This window comes from Kitasatospora sp. NPDC085895 (assembly GCF_040702125.1).
In the GTDB taxonomy this organism is placed as follows: domain Bacteria; phylum Actinomycetota; class Actinomycetes; order Streptomycetales; family Streptomycetaceae; genus Kitasatospora; species Kitasatospora arboriphila.
The window spans coordinates 1-25,025 of the sequence record NZ_JBFBJY010000059.1 but is presented as its reverse complement, the minus strand read 5'-3'; the positions used below and the strand labels follow the sequence as shown (position 1 = coordinate 25,025).

At 74.6% G+C, this 25,025-nt stretch carries 20 protein-coding genes and 1 pseudogene; 12 read left to right on the top strand and 9 right to left on the bottom strand.

The annotated features are described in order from the left end of the window. Positions 1–58 precede the first annotated feature (58 nt). Both AB0442_RS29275 and AB0442_RS29270 read right to left on the bottom strand, forming a co-directional pair. The gene (locus tag AB0442_RS29275) at positions 59–664 is read right to left on the bottom strand and encodes a TetR/AcrR family transcriptional regulator (RefSeq protein ID WP_366166580.1); all 606 of its coding nucleotides are present in this window, start codon (positions 662–664) and stop codon (positions 59–61) included. Between the two features lie 60 nt (positions 665–724). Then, positions 725–1,096 (bottom strand): annotated as a pseudogene (locus AB0442_RS29270) (molybdopterin cofactor-binding domain-containing protein); the annotation flags it as partial. A 254-nt stretch (positions 1,097–1,350) separates the two neighbouring features. On the opposite strand from AB0442_RS29270, the gene modA reads away from it, so the two are divergent. Then, the gene (modA, locus tag AB0442_RS29265) at positions 1,351–2,160 is read left to right on the top strand and encodes a molybdate ABC transporter substrate-binding protein (RefSeq protein ID WP_366166578.1); all 810 of its coding nucleotides are present in this window, start codon (positions 1,351–1,353) and stop codon (positions 2,158–2,160) included. 212 nt (positions 2,161–2,372) lie between these two features. Here modA and AB0442_RS29260 read toward each other — a convergent pair whose 3' ends face one another. Continuing rightward, positions 2,373–4,592: an NADP-dependent isocitrate dehydrogenase gene (locus AB0442_RS29260; protein ID WP_366166577.1), complete on the bottom strand. Its 2,220-nt coding sequence runs from the start codon at positions 4,590–4,592 to the stop codon at positions 2,373–2,375. Positions 4,593–4,826: 234 nt separating this feature from the next. Between AB0442_RS29260 and AB0442_RS29255 the strand changes: the two genes are divergently transcribed. Continuing rightward, positions 4,827–6,158 (top strand): diacylglycerol kinase family protein, encoded by a 1,332-nt coding sequence (locus tag AB0442_RS29255; protein ID WP_366166575.1) that lies wholly within the window; start codon positions 4,827–4,829, stop codon positions 6,156–6,158. A 55-nt stretch (positions 6,159–6,213) separates the two neighbouring features. Here AB0442_RS29255 and AB0442_RS29250 read toward each other — a convergent pair whose 3' ends face one another. Together AB0442_RS29250 and AB0442_RS29245 are read right to left on the bottom strand one after the other, a co-directional pair. Continuing rightward, complete coding sequence (locus AB0442_RS29250; protein ID WP_366166618.1) at positions 6,214–6,747, bottom strand: hypothetical protein; 534 nt, start codon at positions 6,745–6,747, stop codon at positions 6,214–6,216. Positions 6,748–7,058: 311 nt separating this feature from the next. Then, positions 7,059–7,454, bottom strand: coding sequence for an SgcJ/EcaC family oxidoreductase (locus AB0442_RS29245; RefSeq protein WP_366166573.1), 396 nt, complete (start codon positions 7,452–7,454; stop codon positions 7,059–7,061). Between the two features lie 127 nt (positions 7,455–7,581). Here AB0442_RS29245 and AB0442_RS29240 point away from each other — a divergent pair, with 127 nt between their 5' ends. The 3 genes from AB0442_RS29240 to AB0442_RS29230 all read left to right on the top strand — a co-directional run bounded on the left by AB0442_RS29240 (position 7,582) and on the right by AB0442_RS29230 (position 11,369). Next, entirely contained in the window at positions 7,582–8,469 is an 888-nt protein-coding gene (locus AB0442_RS29240) for a LysR family transcriptional regulator (RefSeq protein ID WP_366166571.1), read from the top strand. Positions 8,470–8,674: 205 nt separating this feature from the next. Continuing rightward, complete coding sequence (locus tag AB0442_RS29235; protein ID WP_366166569.1) at positions 8,675–9,346, top strand: enoyl-CoA hydratase-related protein; 672 nt, start codon at positions 8,675–8,677, stop codon at positions 9,344–9,346. A gap of 1,201 nt (positions 9,347–10,547) precedes the next feature. Beyond that, complete coding sequence (locus tag AB0442_RS29230) at positions 10,548–11,369, top strand: class I SAM-dependent methyltransferase (RefSeq protein ID WP_366166567.1); 822 nt, start codon at positions 10,548–10,550, stop codon at positions 11,367–11,369. Here AB0442_RS29230 and AB0442_RS29225 read toward each other — a convergent pair. Further along, the gene (locus AB0442_RS29225; protein WP_366166566.1) at positions 11,303–12,010 is read right to left on the bottom strand and encodes a TetR/AcrR family transcriptional regulator; all 708 of its coding nucleotides are present in this window, start codon (positions 12,008–12,010) and stop codon (positions 11,303–11,305) included. The genes AB0442_RS29230 and AB0442_RS29225 overlap by 67 nt on opposite strands. 214 nt (positions 12,011–12,224) lie before the next feature. On the opposite strand from AB0442_RS29225, the gene AB0442_RS29220 reads away from it, so the two are divergent. The 7 genes from AB0442_RS29220 (at position 12,225) to AB0442_RS29190 (ending at position 22,752) form a co-directional block, all read left to right on the top strand. Beyond that, a complete protein-coding gene (locus AB0442_RS29220; RefSeq protein ID WP_366166616.1) occupies positions 12,225–13,679 on the top strand; it encodes an APC family permease in 1,455 nt (484 codons plus the stop codon). 90 nt (positions 13,680–13,769) lie between these two features. Next, on the top strand, positions 13,770–15,407 hold the full coding sequence (locus AB0442_RS29215; RefSeq protein WP_366166564.1) for an amidohydrolase: 1,638 nt from the start codon (positions 13,770–13,772) through the stop codon (positions 15,405–15,407). A 119-nt stretch (positions 15,408–15,526) separates the two neighbouring features. After that, complete coding sequence (locus AB0442_RS29210; protein ID WP_366166562.1) at positions 15,527–16,024, top strand: hypothetical protein; 498 nt, start codon at positions 15,527–15,529, stop codon at positions 16,022–16,024. Then, the gene (locus AB0442_RS29205) at positions 15,991–17,412 is read left to right on the top strand and encodes a hypothetical protein (protein ID WP_366166561.1); all 1,422 of its coding nucleotides are present in this window, start codon (positions 15,991–15,993) and stop codon (positions 17,410–17,412) included. The genes AB0442_RS29210 and AB0442_RS29205 overlap by 34 nt, the downstream gene beginning before the upstream one ends. After that, on the top strand, positions 17,409–18,785 hold the full coding sequence (locus tag AB0442_RS29200; RefSeq protein ID WP_366166559.1) for a VWA domain-containing protein: 1,377 nt from the start codon (positions 17,409–17,411) through the stop codon (positions 18,783–18,785). The genes AB0442_RS29205 and AB0442_RS29200 overlap by 4 nt, the downstream gene beginning before the upstream one ends. Positions 18,786–18,832: 47 nt before the next feature. Beyond that, a complete protein-coding gene (locus AB0442_RS29195) occupies positions 18,833–19,945 on the top strand; it encodes an AAA family ATPase (RefSeq protein WP_366166558.1) in 1,113 nt (370 codons plus the stop codon). After that, complete coding sequence (locus AB0442_RS29190) at positions 19,942–22,752, top strand: hypothetical protein (RefSeq protein WP_366166556.1); 2,811 nt, start codon at positions 19,942–19,944, stop codon at positions 22,750–22,752. The genes AB0442_RS29195 and AB0442_RS29190 overlap by 4 nt, the downstream gene beginning before the upstream one ends. Before the next feature lie 70 nt (positions 22,753–22,822). Here the strand turns inward: AB0442_RS29190 and AB0442_RS29185 are convergent, their stop codons facing one another. The 3 genes from AB0442_RS29185 to AB0442_RS29175 all read right to left on the bottom strand — a co-directional run. Next, positions 22,823–23,809 carry a tellurite resistance/C4-dicarboxylate transporter family protein gene (locus tag AB0442_RS29185; protein WP_366166555.1) on the bottom strand — a complete coding sequence of 329 codons (987 nt, stop codon included), beginning with the start codon at positions 23,807–23,809 and terminating at the stop codon, positions 22,823–22,825. Positions 23,810–23,971: 162 nt separating this feature from the next. Beyond that, positions 23,972–24,211, bottom strand: a complete 240-nt coding sequence (locus tag AB0442_RS29180; RefSeq protein WP_366166554.1) for a hypothetical protein — start codon at positions 24,209–24,211, stop codon at positions 23,972–23,974. A 577-nt stretch (positions 24,212–24,788) separates the two neighbouring features. After that, positions 24,789–25,025, bottom strand: a 237-nt coding sequence (locus AB0442_RS29175; protein ID WP_366166553.1) for a hypothetical protein, incomplete at its 5' end; no start/stop codon positions are given.

Here is a 25,025-nt window from a genome sequence, read left to right as displayed (position 1 = left end):
GTGTCGCGCACTCCGGGTGGCTTTCAGCGTTCTGCTAGAAATCCGGGTGGCGTCGGCCTCAGGGGCGGGGCTGCCTGGACACCATGGCGTCCAGGCAGCGGGCCACCCGGCCGTCCAGTTCCTCCACCGGCACGTCGATCTCCCGGGCGAGGTGCTCACGGAACAGCGCGTAGCCGTACACGGCGGAGGCGACGGCCGCCTGCAGGGCGTCGGTGTCGTCGACGGGCAGTTCGCCGCGGGCGGCCTCGGCCTCCAGTAGCCGGTGCTCGTGGGCCCGACCGGGCATCGGCCGGGGCCGCTCGTCGCCGTCCAGGACGAGCAGGGCCATCAGCCGGATCGGGCCGGGGCGGCGCAGCGCCGTCCAGAAGAACCGGGAGAGCCGCTTGCGGAGCGGGAGTTCCTCGGAGGCGGCCGCCGCCGCGTCCTGCACGCTCTCCTGGCCCTGCGACCACAGGGCGGAGCGCAGCAGGTCGCGGCGGGAGCCGAAGTACTGGTAGACGAGGCCGCGGTTGACGCCGGCCTCGTCCGCCACCTCGCGGAGGTTGAGTCCGGCGAGCACGCCCTGCTTCTGCAGCAGGTCCAGGGCCGCGCTGCGCAGGGCCTCCTCGGTCGCCGCCCGGTCGTGCGACGAGCGGGTGCGCTGCGGCGTCCGTGGGGTGCTCACCGGGGGCCTCCGCGGGTGGGTTCGGCGCCGCTGCCACCGGCGCGGCCTGCGACGACGACTCTACGGCCTCGGCCCGCCCTGCCGGCGGTGGGCGTCGATCGCCTGCCGGACCCGGTCGCGCAGGAACGGCGCCTCGGTGAAGCGGATGCCGGTGGCGTCGCGCAGGGCGTCGGCGAAGGCGGGCGGCCGGTAGCGGCGGAAGGCGGCGGTGGTGACCTCGCCGCGCTCGTCGAGCAGCACCTGTTCGACGAGGGTGGCGCCGAGTGCCCGGGCGACGCCGCCCTCGACCTGGCCGCGGCACTGCAGCGGGTTCATCACCCTGCCGGCGTCGGCGCCGTGGACGCTGCGCAGGATGCGGATCTCGCCGGTGTCCGGGTCCACGGCGATCCGGAACCACTGCGAGTTGAAGGCCACCGAGCGCGGCGAGCCGCCAGGTGTCGCGCCGCCGCGCGTCACGCACCTCCACCATCGTGTTCAGGTCCACGTCGTCCCACCGTCCTCGAAAGCCGACACGGTGATCGAAGCCGACGCGGACGGGCCGCCACGACTGGTGCGACCCACGGCCGCCACGGCCCCGGCCTGGGCGATCGACCAACGGACGGCGCCGAGCGCCGCACTCCTGCAGACGGGCGAAATCCAGGGAGAGGCGCCTCTGCGGCTGGCAGATGCGGCCCTAGGCTCGCCGCGTGAAGCGAATCCCGGGCCGTCCCGCCCTGCGCCTGGCCGCGGCCGGTGCGGCCGTCCTGCTCGCCCTCGCCGGCTGCGGTTCGGACCGGGCCCCGTCCGCCGGGTCCACCGGTCCGGCGGCCTCCGCGTCCGTCTCGGGCACGGTCACCGTCTTCGCGGCCGCCTCGCTGAAGGAGGCCTTCACCGAACTGGGGCGGAGGTTCGAGGCGGCCCACCCCGGCAGCCACGTGGGGCTGGACTTCGCGGGCAGCGACGCCCTCGCGGCGAGCATCGTCGCCGGCGCCCCCGCGGACGTCTTCGCCGCGGCGAGCCCGGCCACCATGAAGACCGTCGGCGACGAGGGCGGGACGGCAGGCGACCCCGTCACCTTCGCCCGCAACCAGCTGGAGATCGCCGTCGCACCGGACAACCCGCAGCAGATCACCACCCTGCAGGACCTCGCCCAGCCGGGCCTCAAGGTGGTGCTCTGCGCCCAGCAGGTGCCCTGCGGCGCCGCGGCCCGGAAGGCCCTCACCGCCGGCAACGTCCAGCTCACCCCGGTCAGTTGGGAGCAGGACGTGAAGGCCGCCCTGACCAAGGTCGAACTGCGCGAGGCCGACGCCTCGCTGGTCTACCGGACGGACGTGAAGGCCGCCGCGGGCAAGGCGGACGGCGTGCCCTTCCCCGAGGCCGCCCGCGCGATCAACGACTACCCGATCGCCGTCCTCGCCCGCGCCCCCAACACCGCCGGCGCCCGCGCCTTCGTCGCCCTCGCCGAATCCCCCGAAGGCCGCCGGGTCCTCACGGACGCCGGCTTCCTGAGCCCGTAGGGCGCCGAGGGCGTTCGGGAGGTCACCCCGGGAACGCCGCGTGGGGCCCCTCCCGGCCGTCTCCCGGGCCGCCGGCGGCGCCGCGGGGACGGCGAAGGCCCCGCCGGGGGCGGCGAAGGCCCCGCCGGGGGCGGCGAAGGCCCCGCCGGGGACGGCGAAGGCCCCGCCGGGGGCGGCGAGGCCTTCGGTCACTCCGGGGAGTGCGGGGTGGGTCAGCCGAGGGCGGCGACGGCGTCGTTGAAGGTCTTCGACGGGCGCATCACGGCCGCGGCCTTGGCGGCGTCGGGCTGGTAGTAGCCGCCGATGTCGACCGGCGAGCCCTGGACGGCGATCAGCTCGTCGACGATCGTCCGCTCCTGCTCGGACAGCGCCTTCGCGAGACCGGCGAACGCCTGGGCGAGCTCGGCGTCGGCGGTCTGCTGCGCCAGCTCCTGGGCCCAGTACAGGGCCAGGTAGAAGTGGCTGCCGCGGTTGTCGATGCCACCGAGGCGGCGGCTCGGCGACTTGTCCTCGTTGAGGAAGGTGCCGGTGGCGCGGTCCAGGGTGTCGGCCAGCACCTGGGCGCGGGCGTTGCCGGTGGTGGTGGCGAGGTGCTCGAAGCTGACGGCCAGGGCGAGGAACTCGCCGAGGCTGTCCCAGCGCAGGTAGTTCTCCTTGACCAGCTGCTGGACGTGCTTCGGGGCGGAGCCGCCGGCGCCGGTCTCGAAGAGGCCGCCGCCGTTCATCAGCGGGACGACCGACAGCATCTTGGCGCTGGTGCCCAGCTCCAGGATCGGGAAGAGGTCGGTCAGGTAGTCGCGCAGCACGTTGCCGGTGACCGAGATGGTGTTCTCGCCGCGGCGGATGCGCTCCAGGGAGAACTTGGTCGCCTCGACCGGCGAGAGGATCTCGATCTGCAGGCCCTCGGTGTCGTGCTCCGGCAGGTACGCCTTCACCTTGGCGATCAGCTGGGCGTCGTGCGCGCGGCCCTCGTCCAGCCAGAAGACGGCGGGGTCGCCGGTGGCGCGGGCGCGGGTGACGGCGAGCTTGACCCAGTCGCGGATCGGGAGGTCCTTGGTCTGGCACATCCGGAAGATGTCGCCGGCGCCCACGACCTGCTCCAGCACGACGGCGCCGGAGGCGTCGACGACGCGCACGGTGCCGGTGGTGGCGATCTCGAAGGTCTTGTCGTGGCTGCCGTACTCCTCGGCCTTCTGCGCCATCAGGCCGACGTTCGGGACGGATCCCATGGTGGCCGGGTCGAAGGCGCCGTGGGCGCGGCAGTCCTCGATGACGGCCTGGTACACGCCGGCGTAGCTGCTGTCCGGGAGGACGGCGAGGGTGTCGGCCTCCTGGCCGTCCGGGCCCCACATGTGGCCGGAGGTGCGGATCATGGCCGGCATGGAGGCGTCGACGATGACGTCGCTCGGCACGTGCAGGTTGGTGATGCCGCGGTCGGAGTCGACCATCGCCAGGGCGGGGCCGGCGGCGATCTCGGCGTCGAAGGACGCCTTGATCTCGGCGCCGTTGGCGAGCGCCTCCAGGCCCTTGAAGATGCCGCCGAGGCCGTCGTTCGGGCTGAGGCCCGCGGCGGCGAGGTCGGCGCCGTAGGTGGCGAAGGTGTTCGGGAAGAACGCGCGCACGACGTGGCCGAAGACGATCGGGTCGGAGACCTTCATCATGGTGGCCTTGAGGTGCACCGAGAACAGCACGTCCTCGGCCTTGGCGCGGGCGACCTGGGCGGTCAGGAACTCGCGCAGGGCGGCGACGCGCATCACCGAGGCGTCGACGACCTCGCCGGCGAGCACCGGCACCTTCTCGCGGAGCACGGTGGTGGAGCCGTCGTCGCCGTGCAGCTCGATGCGGAGGTCGCCGGCCTCGGCGACGACCGCGGACTTCTCGGTGGAGCGGAAGTCGTCGACGCCCATGGTGGCGACGTTGGTCTTGGAGTCGGCGCTCCAGGCACCCATGCGGTGCGGGTGGGCCTTGGCGTAGTTCTTCACCGAGGCGGGGGCGCGGCGGTCCGAGTTGCCCTCGCGCAGGACGGGGTTGACCGCGCTGCCCTTGACCTTGTCGTAGCGGGCGCGGGTCTCGCGCTCCTCGTCGGTCTTCGGGTCGTCCGGGTAGTCCGGCAGGGCGTAGCCCTGGGCCTGCAGCTCGGCGACCGCGGCCTTGAGCTGCGGGATGGAGGCCGAGATGTTCGGCAGCTTGATGATGTTGGCGCCGGGGGTCTTGGCCAGCTCGCCGAGCTCGGCGAGGGCGTCGTCGATGCGCTGCCCCTCCTCGAGACGCTCCGGGAAGCTCGCGATGATGCGCCCGGCGAGGGAGATGTCGCGCGTCTCCACCTTGACGCCCGCCGTCGAGGCGTACGCCTGGACCACGGGCAGGAAGGAATACGTTGCCAGGGCCGGGGCCTCGTCAGTGTGCGTGTAGATGATGGTCGAGTCAGTCACCGGGTACTCCGCTTCACGTGTACAACGTCTCGACGTCAAGATATCTCGTCCGGGACCCTTTTCGACACCGCCCCCCGGATCGAGTTCTCCCGCGGCACCGGAGGCGGCCCGCCGCACGAGGAGTCCGCCGCCACCCTATGACCGTTCCGCGGCCACCGCGCCGCGGCCGCGCCGGGGCCCGGAGACCGCTGCGGAGTCCACCCCTCCGGCGCCCGGCGGTGCCATCATCGGGTCATGACGGGATCACCGGACGCGATCGGGCACGGGGACGGCACCCGGCGGCGCTGGGCGGCACGCCTGGCCTTCGCCGCCGTGGGCGGCGCCATGGCGGTGCTGCTGATCGTCGGCGGCCTGAAGTCGCTGGGTCTGCTGATCGCCGGGCTGCTCGCGCTGGCCGTGGCCGTGGCGGGCCTCTGGTGGGCGCTCACCCACCGCGGCACCCGGCGCCTGCTGGCGATCGGCCTGGCCGTCGGCGCGGTGACCGCCGTCCTGGTCGGGTACGCGCTGGTCGACCTGCTCTGGGCCGTGCTGCTGGTGCTGGCGCTGTGGGCGGTCGCGGTGGCGGCCGGGAGGTCCGCCCTGTCCCGCGGCACCAGCAAGCCGGTCGAGCACCGCACGCCGGCACCCGCCCGGCCGTTCCTGATCATGAACCCGCGCTCCGGCGGCGGCAAGGTCGAGCGGTTCGGGCTCGCCGAGCGGGCCCGGGCGCTCGGCGCGGAGGTCGTCCTGCTCGACCCCGGGCACCACCAGGACGTCGCCGAGCTGGCCCGGGCCGCGGTGGCCCGCGGGGCCGACCTGCTCGGGGTCGCCGGCGGCGACGGCACCCAGGCGCTGGTCGCGGGCGTCGCCGCCGAGCACGGCGTGCCCTTCCTGGTGATCTCCGCCGGGACGCGCAACCACTTCGCGATGGACCTCGGCCTCGACCGCACCGACCCGGGCACCTGTCTGGACGCCCTCACCGACGGCGTGGAGGTGCGCATCGACCTCGGCCTGATCGGCGACCGGGTCTTCGTCAACAACGCGTCCTTCGGCACCTACGCGGCCGTGGTGCAGAGCCCGGCCTACCGGGACGACAAGGTGCGCACCGTCCTCGACATGCTGCCCGACCTGCTGACCCACCAGAGCGGGCCCCGGCTGGTGCTGCGCGCCGGCGGCACCGCGGTGGACGCCCCGCAGGCCGTCCTGGTCAGCAACAACCCGTACGCGCCCGGCGACGCGGGCGGGCTGGGGCGGCGTCCGCGGCTGGACACCGGGGCGCTCGGGGTGCTCGGGGTCAAGGTCGACAACGCGGCCCAGGCGGTCGGCCTGCTGCGCGGCGGCAGCGCGACCGGGCTGACGGCGCTCGCCGCCCGCGAGGTGGTGGTCGACGCCGACGCCCCCGAGATCCCGGTCGGGGTGGACGGCGAGGCGCTCGTCCTGCCGACGCCGGTGGTCTGCCGGATCCGTCCGGCCGCGCTGCGGGTGCGGGTGCCGCGGCACCGGCCCGGCGTGCCGAGCGCGCGGCCGCCGCTGGACTGGCAGCGACTGCGGGAGATCGCCTTCCCGCCGCGCGACTCCGCCGGCTGACGCCCCGGCTCCCCGCGGACCGCGCGGGGGCTCCCGCCCCGGTCCGGTGCCCGGTTCAGTGCCCGAGGGCGGCCTTGGCCGCGACGATGATCAGGCCGAGCAGCAGGTTGGCCACGCCCTCGCCGACCGCCATCCGGCGGGACGCGCCGGCCCGGACGGCGCCGAGGGTCGCCCAGGTGACCTGCTGCGCCACCGCGACCGCCAGCGCGAGCCAGGCCGTTCCGGCGAGGTCGAGGCCGAGCAGCGGGCTGACCGCCACCGCCACGGCGGGCAGGACGGCGGCCTCCACGATGGACCACTCGTGCCCGGCCACCCGCCGCAACTCCCGGCGGTCGATGACCTTGCCGACGATCCGCTCGCCGGCGACCTGTGCGTAGACGTGGGCCGCCCAGAAGACCACGCCGGTGACCAGCAGCAGTCCGATCAGCTGCAGCCGGGGGAACTCCCCGGCCGTACCGGCGGTCGCGACGACGGACGCGGCGAGCAGCGAGCCGTACACCGCACCGGCGTAGTCCGTCCGTCCGGCGTGGGGCCGTTCCTTGTGCACGGGCCGCCCGGTCGGGGCGGGAGTACTGGTCACCCGACCCAACATAGGCGCGCGAACCGGACATTCCGGGGAGCGACGCTGCCCGCCCGCCGGCCCGGACCGGTCCGGCGGGTGCGGTCAGGGGCCGGCGCCGCCCCGCTCGGCGCCGGTCCGGCGGGTCAGCTCGTCGAACCGAGAATCGCCAGTACGACGAGTCCGATGAGCGCCAGCGCCCAGGCCCACCAGGTGTCCTTCAGGTCCATGTACATCCTCCCGGAAGTGTTGCGCCGATCAGAGCACTACTGTGACGGACGGTCAACACTTCTGACAGAGGGTCGCGGCCGATCACCGGAACAGACCGCCCCGGCGGCCGCTCAGCCCGCCGGGTTGACGAACTCCGGCTGGTCGAGGACGCGCAGCCAGCTCCCGTCCGGCTGACGGCGCACCACCTGGGCGCGCGCCCCGGCGCCGTCCCGCGGCGGGGTCGAGGTCAGGGCGACGTCCCCGCTGACCAGGGTCGGCAGCGGCGCCTCCGGCTCGAAGTGCGGGCGGTTCGCCAATACCTTCTCCCAGAGTGCCCGGATCGCCTCCCGGCCAACCGTGAACGACCCCGGAGGATAGGCCAGCACGGCATCCTCCGTGTACAGCGCGGCGACCCCGGCGGCGTCACCGGCGTTGGAGCGCTCGACGAACAGACGGGTGATGTCCTCGGGCCTCGCGGCCTTCTCGTAGCGCGCGTAGTCGGTCCGCTGTTGCTCGGTCTCCGGCATGACGCCCTCCCGGCGATTGATCCGTTCCTGGGTTCCGCGGCCGCCCTCCGGCCCGGTGCTTCCAGCCTCGCCCCGCGGTGATCAGAAGTCCAACAGCTGGATCTGCTGGAAGCTAGAATCACAAGTCATGGAATTGCGGCAGCTGGAGTACTTCGTCGCGGTGGCGGAGGAGCGGAGTTTCACCCGGGCGGCGGAACGGGTGCAGATCAGCCAGTCCGGGGTCAGCGCCCAGATCCGACAGCTGGAGCGGGCGCTCGGCGCGGAACTCTTCGACCGGTCGGCGCGGGCCGCGACGCTCACCGTGGCGGGCAAGGCGGCCCTCGACCACGCCCGCGCCACGCTGGCGTCGGCGGCGGCCGTCCGGCAGGCGGTGGGCGAGGTGACCGGCCTGATCCGGGGGCGGCTCACGGTGGGCATGGTCGTCGGCTGCACGGTCACCCCGCTGTTCGACGCGCTCGCCGCCTTCCACCGGGCCCACCCGGGGGTGGAGATCACGCTGCAGGAGGACAACTCGGAGCGGCTCGCCGGCGCCGTGCGCAGCGGCACCGTCGACCTCGCCCTGGTCGGCACGGCGACCGCCGCGCCGGAGGGCCTGGAGGCCCTGACGATCGTCAGCGAACCGCTGGTCGCGGCCGTCCCCGCGGGCCACCCGCTGGCCGGGCGCGGCCGCCTCGCGCTGGCCGACCTGGCGGAGCACGCGGTGATCTGCATGCCGCGGGGCACCGGGATCCGCACGGTGCTGGACGGGGCGTGCGCCGCCGCCGGCGTCCGGCCGGCGATCGCGCTGGAGGCCGGGGCGGCGGACGCCGTGGCCGACCTGGCCGCGCGGGGGCTCGGGGTGGCCGTGCTCAGCGTCTCGATGGCCGCCGCGCACGCGGACCGGCTGACCGCCCTGGCGATCGAGGACGCCACCGAACCGGCCCTGCTCGCGCTGGTCTGGCGGCCCGCGCACGGCCCGGCCGTCCGCGAGGCCGTCCGCGCGTGCCGCCGGGCGTTCGCCGCGGGGCCGGCCTGACCTGCGTCCGTCGCGGTGCACCCGCGACCTTCGCGGACGCGCCCCGGGCCGGGTTCTCACGGATCGTCGTCCGATCACCGCGGGCACGGGGGCAGACAGCGCGCCCACCGCCGGGTACGATCCCGGACACCGTAGTTACCAGCCAGTAGCTTCCAGCCCGGTCCCCGTGCGGCTCGGTCCACCGCGGCTGCCCGAAGGAGATGCCATGCCCGCACTCGAGCGCATCGACGACGTCTTCGTCCTCGATCTCGGCGACACCGAGAACCGCTTCCACCCCGACTGGGTCGCCACCGTCGACGGCCTGCTGGACGAGGTGGAGAAGGCCGAGGGCCCGCGCGCCCTGGTGACCACGGCCACCGGCAAGTTCTACTCCAACGGCCTCGACCTGGACTGGCTGTTCGCCAACACCGACCGGGCGCTCGAGTACGTCTCCTCCGTCCAGGAACTGCTGGCCCGGATGCTGACCCTGCCCGTGGTCACCGTCGCCGCGCTGCAGGGGCACACCTTCGCGGCCGGGGCGATGTTCTCGCTGGCGCACGACTTCCGGGTGATGCGCGGCGACCGGGGCTACTGGTGCCTGCCCGAGGCCGAGATCAACATCCCCTTCACGGCCGGCATGTCGGCCCTGATCCAGGCCCGCCTCCACCCGGGGACGGCCCACGAGGCCATGATCACCGCCCGCCGCTACGGCGGCCGCGACGCCCTCGCCGCCGGCATCGTCGACCGCACCGCCGACGAGGGCTCCCTCCGCCGCACCGCCCTCGACCTCGCCGCCACCCACACCACCAAGGCCGGCCCCACCGTCGGCACCATCAAGACCCGGATGTACGGCCCCGCCCTGGCCGCCCTCCGCGAGAAGGACATCCCCCTCGGCTGAGCCGCCCCGCCCGGCCGGAACGCGAAAACCGGTCGCGGCGACCGCGGTCCGGCCGGGAAGCCCGACCCGTGCACCTGAAACCCGACGGGGAGCCGTCTTCAAAGGGCGCTCGGTGGTGACTCCAGGGGCGCGTGGGGGCACCTGTGCGGCATCCGTACGCCTTTGAAGACACGTCCTGGGTCACCCCGGTGCCGCGAGCGACGTTGATCAGCGAGTGCCTGCCCCGACCCGACTTCCGGGGCGTACTGGACCGGGGCGGTGTTCGTCGCGGCGGGCGACCGGCTCGCCCACGAGGACGGCGACCTCGTGGGACCCGCCCCTCCGGGGATCAACGCAGGCGCCCGGCCCGCGACAGCCACTGGATCTGCCGCTGAGGCACCGGGGGCGGCACACGGGCCCGTCCCGCCACTCGACCCGGAATCCGCCGTGGGCCGCGGCGCGGGTCAGGTGGTCGACCCACTCGTCCCAGCGGGGATGCTCCGCGAACGTCCCGGCCTTGGCCTCCTCGGGCTGTGCCGCGAGGGCGGCCAGGGCTGCACGGATCTCGGCGGGTGTCACGATCCAGCCGTCGTTCGTGCCGCCGATCTTGTGGTCCGGGATACCGGTCGGCGGCTCCGCATGCCACGCGGCCACGGCCCGGCAGGCGGCTTCGTAGGTGCGCATCGCCTCCGAGACCCGACCGTCCGCCGCATCGACGAAGTCGGCGGACGTCAGACCGAAGTGGCCGACTTCGGCCACGCAGGCGGCTCGTGACCGTACGACAGCATCCCCAGCCGGTCCATGGCCCGCAACGCCGGCCCCATGCTCGACATGTTGAGTCGGAACTCGGGATCCCCCGCACCCTCCGGCCGTTCGATCGTCATGTCCCAACCCACGTCCCACCCCCGCGTCCGACCTGCACCTTTGCCGGCATCACCGTAGGGCACGCACCGCTGCCCGGCCCACCGGTTTCCCACCCCTCCGCCAGGGGCCGCAGCACCGGAAATCCGCTCGAAGAAGTCCGCCCGGCCCGACCCCGGACGGCCCTTTCGCGGCCCCCCGCGGGGGCGTGAACAGCAGCGGGCGGGCTCGGCGGGGTGCCGCCCCGTCCGGCCCTTCCGCGGACCCGCCACGGGGCCTGCGCGACTCCACCACACCAGCCCTGACCTGGTCTTTCTTCACTCTCAGGGGTAATCTGACGACCTGTCGGAAGGGGGGCCGGATGGACCGGACCGTACGTACTGTCGATGACGTTCTCGCTCTCCTGGACGGGCTGTTCGCCAGCCGGGACGGCCGGTTGGCCACCGGGGACGGCGCGGGCTACTGGGACCGCTTCTACGCCGACCGGTCGAAGCCCGTCCCGTTCTTCGCGGACAAGCCGGACGAGAGCCTGGCCGCCCACGTCGACCGGGGGCTGATCGCTCCCGGCCGGGCCCTGGACCTCGGGTGCGGGCCGGGGCGCAACGCGGTGTTCCTGGCGTCCCGGGGGTTCGAGGTGGACGCGGTCGACCTCTCCCCCGCCGCCCTGGCGTGGGCCGGGGACCGGGCGCGGGAGGCCGGCGTCGAGGTCCGCCTCCTCTGCGGCGACGCCTTCCGGCTCGCCGGAACGGAACTGACCGGCCCGTACGAGCTGGTGGTGGACTCGGGGTGCTTCCACCACCTGCCGCCGCACCGCCGCGTCAGTTATCTGGCGCTCCTCGCCGGGGTGTTGGCGCCCGGCGGCCACCTCGCGCTGACCTGCTTCGCCGCCGGCGCGATGGGCTCGGAACTCTCCGACGCGGACCTCTACCAGGAGGGCCGGCTGGGCGGCGGCCTCGCGTACACCGCGGAGTCGCTGCGCCGGATCTTCGCGGACCTGACGGAGGTCGAGCTCCGCCGGATGAACGACGAACCGGCCGACTCGCCGCTGTTCGGCGAGGCCTTCCTGTGGACGGCGCTGTTCCGCCGCGACGCACCGGCGCACCCGGAGGGCCGGCCTCAGCCGGCGGCGGTGTCGAGGCGGGCGGCGATCGCGTCGAGGAGGAGTTCGAGCGCGGTGGGATAGCCGCTGCGCCGCATGTCGACGGCGAGCAGGGGCGCGGTCGCCGCGATGTTGGGGTGCGTGTCGGCGGAGAGGGTGCCGTAGGTGGCGTGCCAGACGGCGAGGTCGGCGGCCTGGGCGGCCGCGGGGAGGGCGAGGGCGGCGGCGTCCAGGGCGGCGAAGCCGAGCGCCTGGTCGACGAAGGCGTGGTAGATCCGCACCGCCTCGCCGTCCGGGAGTCCGGCGGCGCGCAGCACGCCGAGGATCGCCTCGACCACCCGGACCTCGTGCTCGCGGCCGGTGGTGCGGTGGGCGGCGAGCACGGCGGCCTGCGGGTGGGCCTGGTAGCAGGCGTGGATCCGGCGACCGATCTCCCGCAGGTCGGCGCGCCAGTCCCCGGTGGCCCGGTAGCCCTGCTGGGCGCGGCCGATCATCTCGTCGGTGAGGGCGAGCATCAGGGCGTCGGAGCTGTGGAAGTAGCGGTAGATCGCGCTGGGGTCGGCGCCGAGGGCGGCGCCGAGTTTGCGCACGGTGAGGGCCTGGGCGCCCTGCTGGTCGACGAGGTGCAGGGCCGTCTCCACGATCGTCCGCTCGGAGAGCACGGTGCCCCGGCGGGTGGGGCGCCTGCGCCGGCGGCGGTCTTCCGGTACCACGCGTTCGGTCATGGCCGGGGAGCTTATGACAACAGCATTGACGTGTGAAGTGCCCGGCCGGTTTCATTCCGGCCACCGGCACAGCGCCACCGGCCACCGGCTCTCCGGCGTCCTCCCTCCCCGCCGGTCACACCCCCACAGTTGAGGCGGTTCTCCCTTGGCATCACCGCTCAAGCCCCCCGGCCGCACCGCGGGCTCCCCCACCGCGGCCACCGCCCGTACGACGATGCGCAAGTCGGTCGGCATCGAGGGCGGCGTGGTCATCGCCGCTTCGACGACCGCGGCGACCACCAGCATCGGCATCGGCCTCGGCCTGATGGCGGGCGTGGTCGGCCTGCACCTGCCGGCGCTGATGCTGCTGGCCTTCCTGCCGGTGCTCGCCATCGCGGGCGGCTACGGCCGCCTCAACCGGGTCGAGCCGAACGCGGGCAACAGCTACAGCTGGATCGGCCGCACCCTCGACCCGTGGCTGGGCTTCCTCTCCGGCTGGGTCAACATCGTGGGCACGGTCGTCTTCCTGGCCTACACCACCGCCGTGACCGGCTCCGCGGTGCTGCAACTGCTCGGTCTCGCCGGGCTGCACCGGATCGGCGGCCTCGCCCTGGACCCGGACTCCACGCTGCAGACCACCGTCATCGGGCTGACCGTGCTCGCCGCGGCCACCGCCGTCGCCGTCCGCGGGCTGGACCTCTCCGCCCGGCTGCAGAAGTACCTGCTGCTCTTCGAGTACGCGGTGCTGCTGGTCTTCTGCGGCTACGGCCTGTTCGCCGGCGACCAGCCGTTCTCGCTCGACTGGTACAACCCGTTCACGATCCCCTCGATCCCCGCGCTGGCCCAGGGCATGGTGCTCGCGGTGTTCTGCTACTGGGGCTTCGAGTCGGTGTTCAGCATCGGCGAGGAGGTCCGCGACCCGCGGGACGCCTCGCGCGGCGGCTTCATCGCGCTGACCGTCATCGTGCTGCTCTTCCTGCTCGCGGGAACGGCCTTCCAGCGGGTGCTGCCGCTCTCCGAGCTGGCCGACAACGGCGCCCAGGGGCTGACCTACTTCGGGGCGAAGCTCGCCGACCAGCCGCTGGCCGCGCTGCCGCTGGTGGCGCTGCTGTTCTCCGCCGCGGCCTCGCTGCAGGCCGGCATCATCCCCACCGCCCGCGGCATGTTCGCGATGGGCCGCGACGGCACCCTCGGCCCGGTGTGGACGCGGCTGCACCCCCGGCACGGCACCCCGGCCGTCGGCACCGTGCTGATCGCCGCGGTCGCGACCGTCCTCGCCGTGCTCTCGACCGCCGTCCCCACCGTCAGCGACCTGATCTCGGCCGCGGTCAACGCCAGCGGCATCCTGGTCGCCCTGTACTACGCGCTCACCGCGCTCGCCGCCGCGGTGCGCTTCCGCGGCCTGCTGCGCACCGCGCCGTGGGAGGGGCTGCGGGCAGTGGTGGCACCGCTGCTGGGCGCGGTCGTGCTGCTCGCCGTCGGCGGCCACCTGGTGTGGACCTTCTGGTCCTCCGCCGACCACCTCGAACTCGGCGCCGACAACGGCTGGTTCCAGCTGCTGGTGCCCGGGCTGATGGTCGGCACCGGCCTGCTGGCGGCCGCGTGGGCGCGCTGGGTGCGCCGCTCCCCGTACTTCGACCGCCGCTCGCCGGACCCCGCCGCCGAGCCGGTCCTCGAACCGACCGTCTGATCCCGGTCCGGGCCTGCCCGCCGCGGGCCCGGACCGCAACACCCCCCTCTCCACCCGCGGCGCCGCCGCCCGAGCACTGGAGCACCACCCATGGCCCAGGCCGATCTGGTCTTCACGAACGGCCCCGTCCACACCAACGACCCGGCCCGCAGCCGGGCCACCGGCCTCGCCGTCACCGCCGGGCGGATCACCGCCGTCGGCCATGACGAGGTCCGCGAACTGATCGGTCCGCGCACCCACGTCGTGGACCTGGACGGCCGGTTGCTGATCCCCGGCTTCCAGGACGCGCACGTCCACGCGGTGTATGGCGGGACGGAGCTCGCCGAGTGCGACCTGTCCGGCACCACCGGCGTCGACGAGTACCTGCGCCGCGTCCGCGACTACGGGGCGGCCCACCCGGAGCGGGAGTGGATCACCGGCAGCGGCTGGTCGATGGAGAGCTTCGAGGGCGGCCTGCCGAGCCGGCAGCTGCTCGACTCCGTCTGCGCCGACCGCCCGGTGTTCCTGCTGAACCGGGACCACCACGGCGCCTGGGCCAACACCCGCGCCCTGGAGCTCGCCGGGCTCACCGCCGGCACCCCGGACCCGGCCGACGGCCGGATCGAGCGCGAGGCCGACGGCACCCCCAGCGGAGTGCTGCAGGAGGGCGCGACCGGCCTGGTCTCGCGGCACGTCCCGCCGAGCACCGCCGCCGACCGGCTGGCCGGCCTGCTGCGCGCCCAGGAGCTGCTGCACTCGCTCGGCATCACCGGCTGGCAGGACGCCCTGCTCGGCGTCTTCAACGGCCAGCCCGACGTCTCGGACGCCTACCGGACGGCCGCCCTCGACGGCACGCTCACCGCCCGGGTCACCGGCGCCCTCTGGTGGGACCGCGGGCGCGGCGCCGAGCAGATCCCCGAACTGGAGGCGCGGCGCAAGGAGTTGAGCCACGGCCGGTTCCGCGTCGGCACTGTGAAGATCATGCAGGACGGCATCGCGGAGAACTTCACCGCCGCCATGACCAGCCCCTACCTCGACCGCTGCGGCTGCGCCACCGCCAACAGCGGGATCAGCTTCGTCGACCCGCTGCGGCTGCGCGAGCACGTCACCGCCCTCGACGCCCTCGACTTCCAGGTGCACTTCCACGCCCTCGGCGACCGCGCCGTGCGCGAGGCGCTGGACGCGGTCGAGGCCGCCGTCGCCGCCAACGGCCGGCGCGGAAACCGGCACCACCTCGCCCACCTCCAGGTCGTCCACCCCGACGACCTGCCGCGCTTCGCCAGGCTCGGCGCGATCGCCAACGTCCAGCCGCTGTGGGCCGCCCACGAGCCGCAGATGGACGAGCTCACCATCCCCTTCCTCGGACCCGAACGCGCCTCCTGGCAGTACCCGTTCGGTTCGCTGCTGCGCGCCGGCGCCACGCTCGCCGCGGGCAGCGACTGGCCGGTCAGCAGCCCCGATCCGATCGCCGGGCTGCACGTCGCCGTGAACCGGTCCGAGCCCGGCGCCACCGACGGCCGGGTCTTCCTGCCCGAGCAGCGCCTCGACGTGGCCACCGCCCTCGCCGCGTACACCGCCGGCTCGGCCCACGTGAACGGCCACGACGACGCCGGCAGCCTGCGCCCCGGCCACCTCGCCGACCTGGTCGTCCTGGACCGGGACATCCTCACCGCACCGCCCGCGGAGATCGCCGACGCCCGGGTCGAACGCACCTACGTCGGCGGGGAACTCGTCCACCCGGCCGGCTGACACCGGCGGCCCCCGGTGCGCACGGCCGGCGCACCGGGGGCTGTCAGTGATCGCCACTAGCTTTCTCAGCGTCCCGCCGATCCGGCGCGGCACACCCCCGGACGCAAGGAGAAGGTGCATTGTCTGCCTGGGAGGGGTCGAGCACGGCGCGCGTGGTGCCGCCCGCGCGGCCGCGCAAGCTCGCCAAGGTCCCGTTCGTCGAACTGGCCGACGGCCGGCTGCAGGGCGTGGTGTCCAGCGGCTCCGACATCGAGCGGGTCTACGTGTCCTCGGTCGCCGCCGGCGACTTCGCGTTCGCCTGCAGCACCAACAACAACCGGCCCTGCGGCGGCGCCCGCGGCTCGTTCTGCAACCACATCGGCGCGCTGGTCACCGAGGCGGTGCTGCAGTACGGCGCCGAGCGGGTCTCCCGCTACCTGCGGGTCGAGGCCGCCGACGACGCGGCGGCGATCGCCGGGGCGATGCGGGCCACCCTGCCGCCGGCCGCGGACCGGGCAGCCGCCGCCCAGGTGTTCAGCCGGTTCCTGCGCCACCTGGCGTACCTGGAGCTCGCGCCGACCACCGCGCCGCTGCCCGAGATGCAGTGGTTCCCGCCGACCCGGGCGGCGGTGGCCTGATGCGCGCCGACCTGCTCACCGATCCGGTCGACGGCCTCGACGAGGCGCTCGCCGCCGTCGACGGCTTCGACCGGGTGCTCGCCGCCGGCGTGCTCCGGCCTCGACCCGACCAGGCCGCCGGACTGCTCGCCCTGGCCGCGGCCGTCGCCGGCTCGCCGCTCGCCGCCCGGGTCGCCGAGGCCGCCGAGAAGACCGCCGCCGGCATCGGGGACGAAGGCCACCTCACCGCCCTGGCCGCCGCCCGCTGCGCCCTGCTCGGCTCCGTGCACGACGCGCTGACCGCGCGGATCGACGGGGCGACCGGCCGCGACCGCACCGCCTTCCCGGCCACCGCGCCGGGCGCCCCGCAGGCCGCCAACCTGCTGGCCGCCGCCCGCGCCTGGCTCGCCGACCTCGCCCGCGCCGGCTGGCAGGGCATCGACCACGACCTCGTCGCCGGGGCCGCCCCGGTGGTCAGCGCGATGCTGCCCAACCCGGCGCTGCGCCGCCTCGCCACCCTGCTGGACGGCTTCGCCGCCGAACTCGCCGCCTCCTGCCCCGGTGCCACCCTGGAGCGGGTGCCGCTGCGCCGCTGGGCCGACCTGTGGTCGCGGGCCCTGGTGCTCACCGTGCCGGGCGCGGCCGACGCACCGCCCGCCGAGGCCGTGACGGGCCGTCTGCTGCCGCTCGGCATCGACCTGCAGGAGCACGCGACGGCCGTCCAGGCCCAGGTGCACGCCGTGCTGGAGCCCGCCGACGGCGGCACGCCGCGGCTGGTGCGCGCCTCCGTCTCCGTGCCCAAGCCGGACACGGTCGTCGGGACGGGTGTCTGGCAGCTGCTGCGCCCGCACACGGCGCTGCTCGCCGCCGTCGGCGAGGGCCGCTCGATGGAGCTGACCGACATGCCCGCGACGGCCGGGGGCGACCTGCTCTGGAGCGAGGAGCACGCCCGCCCGGGCGCCCCCGCCGACGCCTTCGGCACCGCCCGGGTCGTGCTGGCCACGGCCGAGGCAGCCGCCACCGCACCGCTGGACCGGCACCCGACGGCGATCGCGGTGCCGGTGCTGCTGGAGGGCTACACCGCCCGGCAGGACGGCGACGCGCTGGAGTTCGTGCTCGCCGGGCAGCCGCTCGCCGTCGACACCGACCGGATCCCGGCGGCCGGCCCGCTCACCCCGGAGGCCGTCGCGGCCTCCGCCGCCTGCATCGGCCTGCTCCGCTGGGACGCCGGCCGGTACCTGCTGCAGCCGATCGCCGTCGAGACCACCGTGCGGAAGAAGGCCGTCGCCCTGCACGCCGGGGCCTGGGCCGGCAGCACCACCGACAAGCTGGGCGTCAAGGCGGAGAAGGCCGCCACCGACGCCGTCGCGGTGCTGCGCGAGCGCGCGGGAAGGCTGCTGCGGAAATGACCGAGCCGAACGCCGAGCCGAACGCCGAGCCGGTCCCGGATGCGGACGAGAACCGCCGTCAGGTCCTCTACTGGCGGCTGCTCGCCCGCCTCTTCGACCCGGAGGAGCAGCACGCCCTGGAGTCCGCGAGCCTCGCCGTGGTCGAGGACATCGGCCTGCCGGCCGCCCTGCTCGACCCGCAGACCTCCGTCGACTCCGTCGTCCAGCGCCACCCGGAGCTGGCCGCCGAGATCGACGGACTGATGGTGCCGGGCGAGGACGGCGGCCCCCGGGAGGACAGCCGTCGGGACGGCGCCGCCGAGGTGCGCCGCGCCGCCCTGGCGTCGAAGGTGCTGCTGAACGTCTTCGCCACCGGCAGCGGCACCGTCACCGCCGGGCAGCTCGCCCGCTGGCAGTCCGACGCGGGCTGGCTGGAGCGCGCCCTCGGCTGCCGGCCCGGCGGGCTGCGGGCGGGCCGTGGCCCGGCACCCGCCGGCGCCCAGGGCCTCGGGCCCGAGCTCGGCGCGGTCGAGGCCGGCCTGGTGAAGCGGATGCAGCTGCGCGAGGTGCTCGCCGATCCGAAGCTCGCCGCGCAGCTGACGCCGAGCATGTCGCTGATCGAGCAGCTGCTGCGCGACAAGCACAACCTCTCCGGCGTCGCGCTGGCCAACGCCAAGGCGCTGATCCGCCGCTTCGTCGACGAGGTCGCCGAGGTGCTGCGCACCCAGGTCGCCAAGGCCTCCACCGGCCGGCCGGACCGCTCGGTGCCGCCGAAGCGGGTCTTCCGCAACCTGGACCTCGACCGCACGATCTGGAAGAACCTCACCAACTGGAGTCCGGAGGAGGAGCGCCTCTACGTCGACCGCCTCCACTACCGGCACACCGCCCGGAAGACCACGCCGCAGCGGCTGATCGTGGTGGTCGACCAGTCCGGTTCGATGGTCGACTCGATGGTCAACTGCACCGTCCTGGCGTCGATCTTCGCCGGCCTGCCCAAGGTCGACGTGCACCTCGTCGCGTACGACACCCGCGCGATCGACCTCACCCCCTGGGTGGGCGACCCGTTCGAGGTGCTGCTGCGGACCAACCTCGGCGGCGGCAACGACGGCCCGGTCGCGATGGCGATGGCCCGCCCGAAGATCGCCGACCCCGCCGACACCGTGATGGTCTGGATCTCGGACTTCTACGAGTTCGACCGGTCCCAGCCGCTGTTCGAGGCCATCGAGGCGGTGCACCGCTCCGGGGTGAGGTTCATCCCGGTCGGCTCGGTGACCAGCTCCGGCCGCCAGGAGGTCAACCCCTGGTTCCGGGAGCGCTTCAAGGCGCTCGGCACACCGGTGATCTCCGGCCACGTCGGCAAGCTCGTCCACGAGCTCAAGAACTTCCTCGCCTAGGCCCCCGGGCCGGCACCCCCCTCGATCCCTTCCCGAAAGGCCCTGCCATGTCCGACCTGTTGCGCGCCCCCGCCGAGCTCAAGTACGCCGAGGAGCTGGCCTGGCTGGAGTCGATCGACGACAACCCGAAGCCGTTCAGCTGGCGGCTCTCGCCGAAGATGGTGCGGCTGTTCGTGCTCGGCTCCGAGCGTTCCGACGGCCTCGAGCGCGAGGTCGCGCAGAAGTGGTTCGGTGACCGCAGCATCGTCGAGCGCGCCATCGTCACCCTGGCCTCCGACCGCGGCCTGCTGCTGATCGGCGACCCCGGCACCGGCAAGAGCTGGCTGGCCGAGCTGCTCGCCGCGGCGGTCTGCCGCGACTCCACCCTGGTCGTCCAGGGCACCGCCGGCACCACCGAGGACCACATCAAGTACTCCTGGAACGTGTCCATGGTGATCGCCAAGGGGCAGTCCCGGGAGTCGATGATCCCCTCGCCGATCATGACGGCGATGGAGTCCGGCGCGATCGGCCGCTTCGAGGAGCTCACCCGCGCCACCAGCGACGTGCAGGACGCGCTGATCTCGATCCTCTCCGAGAAGTACGTCTCGGTGCCCGAACTCGACAGCGACGGCATCGTGTTCGCCAAGCCGGGCTTCTCCGTCATCGCCACCGCCAACAGCCGCGACCGGGGAGTCAACGACCTCTCGTCGGCGCTGAAGCGGCGGTTCAACTTCGTGCGCATCCCGGTGGTCACCAACAAGAAGAGCGAGGCGGAGATCGTCCGCTTCCGCACCGAGGAGCTGCTGCGCCGCCACTCCATCGAGCTGGAGGTGCCGCCCACCCTGCTGGACGTGCTGCTGCAGTCCTTCGCCGACCTGCGCGCCTCGGCCGCCGCGGCCGGCAGCGACGACGAGAAGCTGGAGTCGGCGCTGTCCACCGCCGAGCAGATCGGCGTGCTGGAGGACGCCGTGCTGCACGGCAACTTCTTCGGCGAGCGGACGCTGACCGCCCGCACCCTGGCCTCCTCGCTGGTCGGTTCGCTGGCCCGGCGCGAGCCGGAGGACCTCGCCATCCTCAACAAGTACCTGCACGGCGTGGTCGAGCCGCGCGGCAAGGAGCAGGGCGGCGAGTGGCCGGAGTTCCTGGAGGGCGGCCGCGACGCGATCGCCACCCTGTCGTGACGGCCGCACCCGCGGGCGCCTTCGACCCGCTGCGGTCCCGGCTCCAGGAGGCGGCCGCCGAGTTCGCCGACGGTCCGGACGCCCTGGAGGGCATCCTGCTCGGCATCGTCGACGACGTCGACCGGGCGGTGCGCGAGCCGCTGGAGATCTTCCCGGTCTGCCACCACTCGCCGGCCTCCGCGGTCGCGATGGCGCGCCGGCTGCGCGAGAAGCAGCCCAAGGTGGTGTACCTGGAGCTGTGCGAGGACATGGCGCCGCTCCTCACCGAGCTGCGCAACTGCCGCCTGCCGGTGGCCGTCCAGGCGTTCGCGACCGAGGTCGACGGCTTCCCCGCCGACTGGGCGCCGCTCTCGGTGGTCGCGCCGATCACCGAGGCCTCCGCCGAGTACCAGGCGATCGCGTACGCGCTGGACACGCCCGACGTCGAACTCGTCCTGGTGGACCGCTCCTCGGACCACGTCTTCCAGTGGCAGCCGCGCGACGGCGAACCGGACGCGCCGGCCGACGCCGGTGCCGGGCCGGAGGCGGCCGCCGCCGACGGGGAGGCCGCGCTGCACGGCGACGCGGTCGGCGTGGAGATCGGCGACCTCCGGCCGCGCTTCGCCGAGTTGGAGGAGCACCTGCTCCGGCACGGCAAGGTCCGGCACTGGTCCGAGTGGTGGCACCAGTACGTGGAGGTGCCGCTCGGCGACAGCGACCACGACACCTACCGCCAGGTCATGCTGCTGATCGGCAGCCTCTTCCGGCGGCTGGCGCCCGGCGACCCGCGCCGGGTCGCGGTCGACGAGGACCGCGAGCGGTACATGTGGACGAGGATGCGCGAGCACCTGGCCGCCACCGGCACCGACCCGGCCGACTGCCTGTACGTCTGCGGCGCCTTCCACGCGGCCAGCCGGGTCGCCGAGTTCGGCGTCGACGGCAGCGACGGCTTCGCGATCCCGCCGCGCTCGGCGACCCGCTGGCAGCACGGCCTGATCCCGTCCAGCCACGCCGCGATCGAGGCCCAGTTCGGCCTGGCCGCCGGCTCGGTGTCGATCGCCGCCGCGGTGTGGGCGAAGAACCTGAAGCGCACCGGGGTCCGACCGTACCGCCTCGCGGGCCGGGCCGGCGGCGCGAAGGGCACCGGCCGGGCCGCCGCGGCGCCCGTGCCGGCCGTCGGCCCCGTGCCCTCCGACCGGCTGTCCGGCTTCCTGCAGCGGCCGCCGGTGCTCGACCCCCTGGACGAGGCCGAACTGCTCGGCTGGTCCGTCGACGTCGTGCGCGCCGCCCGACGCAACGGCTACCTCGCCTCGACCGCCGACGCCATCGCGGTCTTCCAGACCTCGGTGCTGCTGGCCGGGATGCGCGACCGGGCGCGGCCGACCCCGTACGACTTCCAGGACGCCGCGGTCACCTGCATCGAGAAGGACACCGTGCCGGGCCGGCGCGACGTCCGCCGACTGGTCGAGATCATGATGGGCGGCGACCGGATCGGCCGGGTCGGCTACGACGCGCTGCCACCGCTCGCCCGCGACGTGCACGACCGGCTCGCCCCGCTCGGCCTGCGGCTGGAGCAGCGCGGGGTGCAGCGGGCACTGCTGGACCTCGCCGCCCGGCCGGAGCTGAACGCCTGCTCCGACGTGCTGTGGCGGCTGGGCTACCTGCTGCCGCACGGCGCCGCACGGCCGATCATGGGTGAGCGCACGTTCGGCGAGCGGTCCCTCCAGGAGTCCTGGGACCTGGCCCTCGGCACCCACCAGCGCGCCCTGATCGAGCTCGGCTACGAGGGCGTCAGCATCGAACAGGTGCTGGAGCAGCGGCTGCGGCGCAAGGCCTACGGGCCGCAGGCCACCACCGCGGACGTGCTGGGCGCCGTCGAGGACGCCGTCCTCTACCTCGGCAGCCGCCGGCTCGCCGACGAACTCGGCCGGCACGCCCTGGAGGTGTTGGCCACCGAACGGAGCGTGGACGGCGCACCGGAGGTGCTGCGCCGGGTCCGCCGGCTGCTGGCCCACTACCGGACGAGCGAGCCGGTGCTGCCCGGCTGGATCGAGTCCTTCGTCCGGACGGGGTACGCGCACTACTGCACCCTGCTGCCGACGGCGTTCACCGACGAGGACGCGACGGTCCGCCAGGTCGCCGCGACGCTGGGCTTCCTGTTCGGCATGGAGGGCCTGGCCCTGTCGCTGGGCTGCGACCGGACGCAGCTGGAGCTGGCGGTGGCCCAGTCCCACCCCGAGGAGCCGTCCCGGGTGGCGCTGCTGTGGGCCGCCCAGCTGCAGCTCGGCCGGCTCTCCCGGGCGGAGCTGCGCGAGCGCTGCGCGGACCTGCTGGCCAACCCGTTGGCGCTGCCCGCCTATCCGCGCTACCTGAGCGGATTCGTGCAGGCGCTGGAGCCGGTGCCGGGCCTGGCCGACTTCGTGGTCGAGGCGGTGTCCCGGGCGTTCGGGCAGCTGCCGGACGCGGTGCTGCTGCCCTGGCTGCCCGCACTGATCACCGGCCTGCGGGCGGACGGCGCCGAACTGGCGCCGCTGCTGATCCGCGAGGCCGGGCGGATCTTCCCCGGCCGGCTCGCGGCGCTGGACACCTGGGTGCCGCCGTGGCGCGCCCCGCGGCCCGACCCGGCCGCCCTGCCGGGCCCCGCCCGGCGCGGGGGCGGCGGCGCCGCCCTGCTGGCGGCCCACCCCGCGGCCTGCGACGCCCTGGCCGGGCTGCTGGGCTGCGAGGACGGCTGGGAGTCCGTGGACGCCGTCCCCGGTGGTACGGCCCTGCTCGGCCGCCACCCCGGCACCGCCGACGCCCTGGAGGCGCTGCTGGCGGCCCGCTGACCGGCCCGGACCGCCCGGCGGCCGCACCCCCCTGCCGGGTGCGGCCGCCGCGTGCCGTGGGCCCGGTCCCTCAGGTACCGCCGGAGGGCGCCGTCCGGCGGGCCCGGGCGAGGTCGCGGGCGAGGGCGAGCGCGGTGATCAGCCAGGCACCGGCGGCGATCCACAGCAGCGGGTGGCCGAGCCCGTTCAGCCAGGGGAGGTGCGCGGCGGAGCCGGTGGAGAGGGTGGCGACGGCGCTCATGCCGAGCGGGAAGACGGTCGCCCAGCGGCGGATGTCGTACCGCAGCCTGGGGTGGCGGATCTCGGCGGCGAGCAGGACGAGGTAGCCGGCCAGGTCGAGGGTGAGCAGGACGAGGGTGGCGTCGCGCAGCACGGTGTGCCCGGCGCCCGTCCACTCGGGCCGGGCGGTGAGCTTGGAGCCGGCCAGGGCGCAGATGGCCAGCGCCCCCGCGGAGATCCACTGGTCGCCGGCGCCGGTCAGGACCTGGCGGACGTCGAAGCGGAGCAGCGCGGCGACGTAGAGCACCAGGCCGAGCGCGAAGGCGGCCAGGGCCGCCGGGGCGAGCCAGTCGCCGCTGCCCGCCAGCGCCAGGGTGCCGGCCAGCACGGCGAGCCCCTCGGTGGCGACGCAGACCAGGAAGGCGACGCCCGGCAGGTGGTGCTTCCAGTGCCGCAGGACGGAGATCAACAGCGGCGGCCAGGCGGCCGCGGCGACCGCGAGCAGCACCGCGGCGGTGCTCTGCCAGCCGGCGAGCGAGAAGCGGGTGCCGACCACCGCGGTGGCGGCGACGGCGGTGAGTGCGGGCGGGGTGGCGGCGGTGGCGGCCCAGCGGTCGCGGTCCCGCAGCAGGGTGAGGGCGAAGGCGAGGGCCAGCACCAGCCAGCCTGCGGCGGCCGGCGCCAGCAGGACCTGCGAGGAGGTCTCGCGCCCGACCAGGTGCAGCCCCACGGAGACGATGCCGGTGGCCATCACCGCGGAACCGGCGGCGGGCGGCACCTTCGTCCACCAGCGCGCGGCCGGCCGGTCGTCGGCCCGGTTCAGGGTGGGGAGGTCCATGCTGCCCATCGCAGCGCAGCGCGGCCGGTGCTGCCAGCGGACCGCGCCGGGGGCCACTCGGCCGGGTGCAGCCGGGGTGGTCCGCCCGGTGCGGCGGGAGAGGCGCCGCACCGGGCGGGGTCGGGGCGGGGCGGACGGTCGCCGGGCCGCCGGCCCGGGGGGTCAGAGCAGCGGGCCGGTGACCGGCAGCACCACCTGGCAGGGGATCGGCCGCGGGTGCGCCGGGTCCAGGGCGTTCAGCACGTCCGTGAGGGCGATCGGGTCGTAGCCGATCTCCAGGTGGTCGGTGGCGTCCAGCGGGCAGGGCGGTCGCGACAGCCCTTGAGCAGCCGCTCTCGCCCACGCCGCTCCCTTCCGTCGACGGCCTGGATCCTCTGCGTGGCATACGCCCCCGACAGCCATCCATGCCCAACCGTCCTCCGCCAGCCCAGCACAGCCCCCGCCACCGCCCCCGCTCGCCGGGCGGCCCGGCGCAGCCGCAGAAGGGCCCGAGCGGCCCCTGGAGCGGCGTACGAACTCGATGACTGGCTCGTCGTCCACTCCGCTCCACCGCCGCCACCCACCACAACCCACAGGTCGGACAGCGGGTAGCAGGAGAGGGGACAGAAAGAGGGTTGCCGAGACGGCCTTTCTGCCTTGATAGAGGGTGTTGACCTGCGTAAACGCCGAGGTCGGTGCGGAGCCTTGTGGGAGGGGAGGCGGCAGTGGAAACGGCGTAGCCGGGGTTCCTTGACGGGCGTTCCTTGACGGCCCGGTCAGGGGTCTGCTGGCCGGGTTGGCCGGTGGTGGGCGGGACCTGACATGATCCTGGCGCGCCCGGTTCGTCATTGCCTGGGCGCACGCGGCTCCGGGGCCGGGTTCGACGAGGTCATCCGACCCCCGGCCTCGGAGCCACCTTCCCGCGCCGAAGACTGGTCGGCGGCCGCGGGCTGTGCCCGGCGCAGCGGGTTCGCTGCCGGCGGCGGTGCGGGTTTCGGGGTCAAAACGGTGCGGGGCCGTTGCCGCGGATCGTGAGCGTGGCGGTCGGGCGGTCCAGCTCCTCGACGAGGAACGCGGCTTCGGTGTCGTTGATGGCCAGGTGCGGGGCACCGGCGTACAGGACGGTTTCCGCGTCGGCGTCGCTGTCGAAGTGGAGGTGTCCGGCCCACTGCTCCAGGCCGGGGTAGAGGGATGTGCCGTTGCTGATCTGGTCGGTCCAGCAGCGCAGGTTCGCCCG